Origin of the sequence: Kitasatospora sp. NPDC036755 (assembly GCF_040636595.1) — a bacterium.
GTDB lineage: Bacteria > Actinomycetota > Actinomycetes > Streptomycetales > Streptomycetaceae > Kitasatospora.
Genome location: NZ_JBEZUT010000666.1, coordinates 1 through 1,494 on the forward strand (window position 1 = coordinate 1; position 1,494 = coordinate 1,494).

The 1,494-nt window shown below is 74.8% G+C and carries 2 protein-coding genes; both read left to right on the top strand.

What is annotated here, in order from left to right; translation table 11 throughout:
• The first annotated feature begins 282 nt into the window (after nucleotides 1–282).
• Complete coding sequence (locus AB0E96_RS41070; protein WP_359831936.1) at nucleotides 283–687, top strand: alpha/beta hydrolase; 405 nt, start codon at nucleotides 283–285, stop codon at nucleotides 685–687.
• Nucleotides 688–1,109: 422 nt separating this feature from the next.
• Nucleotides 1,110–1,494, top strand: a 385-nt coding sequence (locus AB0E96_RS41075; RefSeq protein WP_359831934.1) for a hypothetical protein, incomplete at its 3' end; no start/stop codon positions are given.

Sequence of the window (1,494 nt, forward strand, 5' to 3'; positions counted from 1 at the left end):
ATCGACTCGACGTTGTTGACCACCGTCGGGCAGGCGTACAGGCCGGCGATCGCCGGGAACGGCGGCCGCAGCCTGGGCATCGCCCGGGCCCTGCCGCAGGTGCTGTGGACGGTGGCGGCCGGGGACGACGCCGCCGCCTACGAGGAGTTCTCCGCGCTGGTGCGCGTCCTGGCCGACGCCGCCGAGGGTCGTCCGGCGGAGCCGACCGCACTGCTGGAAGCGGTGCTGAGCGGTCTGACGGCCCCCGATGTGGGCGGCTACGCCGCCGTGCAGACCGCGATCATGTGCGCCGACCGCGCCGCCTCGCGCGATCCGCTCGCCTACTACCGCGACATCCAGGCCCACCGCGCCGACGAGCCGCTGTTCGGCCCGCTCACCCGCAACCTCACGCCCTGCACCTTCTGGCCCGCGGAGCCCGCCGAACCGCCCGCCCGGGTGCGCAACGCCGTGCCGGTCCTGCTGGTCGGCGCCGACGGCGACCCGGCCGCCACCTACCCCGGCCAACTCTCCGCCCACCGTGCGCTGACCGGCTCCCGCCTGGTGACCCTGCGCGGCGCCTTCCGGCACACCGTCTACGCGGGCCTGTTCGCGCCGCGCGACGCCTGCGTGGACACCGCCGTCGACCGCTACCTCCTGGACGGTGTTCTCCCCGTTCAGGACACCGACTGCCCGGCCGCCCGGCCCTGAATCCTGTTCCGGATGTCTGTGGCCGGGCAGGTCAGCGCATGCTCTGACCTGCTGGTTCACATCGTTCGGGCGGGGTTGTGCGGGTGGGCGACGGCCTGCACCGCGTGGTGCGGGCCGTCGCCCCTTCTGCCGGCAGTCCCGTGGCGGCTCCGCTCTCGTTGGCCTGGTCGGGTGATCGGCGTGGATCGGAGCCCGATGGAAGGCGTGTCGGCTGGGGCCGGGCCGCTCGCAGACAATAAGTAGCTTGTATGCCTGGATGGAAATTGTCCTTCTGTGCGGCGGCCGGCGTCCTGGCAGTGGCCGCTGCGGGCTCCGTCGCCGCACACCCGCGTGGCGGACCGGGCGCCGGCGGGTTGGCGCTGTCGGTGACGGTCGACGGCCGACCCGGTGCCCCGGCGGTGGGAACCGGTGACGAGGTCAGGGTGAGTTACGCGCTGCGCAACGACGGCGAAACACCGGTGGCCGACGTGCGGATCACCGACACCCTCGCCCCCGGCGTCGAACCGCGCTGCCCGGGCGGAGCCGAGAACCTCCCTCGGCTCGGCCCGGGAACCACTGTCGTCTGCACGGCGACCCTGCGGGTCCAGCCCGGTGAGCACAGGGGCCAGGCCACCGCCCGGGCGGCCATGACGTACGGCCGAGGCACCGTCACCCGCACGACGGATTCGGGCTACACCGGCGTGGAGGCGTTCGCGCCGACAGCGGCGGTGGTGGCGGCGACGACGGCGGCTGCGGCGGGCGGAGCCCCCGTGACGCTCGACGGCCCCGTGTGCGGAGCGCCCGCGCCCGGCGCCCCCTCGCCCGGGC

What these genes read in the sequence shown, in the direction of transcription:
- AB0E96_RS41070 (WP_359831936.1), top strand. Translation starts at nt 283, where the DNA reads ATGTGCGCCGACCGCGCCGCCTCGCGCGATCCGCTCGCCTACTACCGC.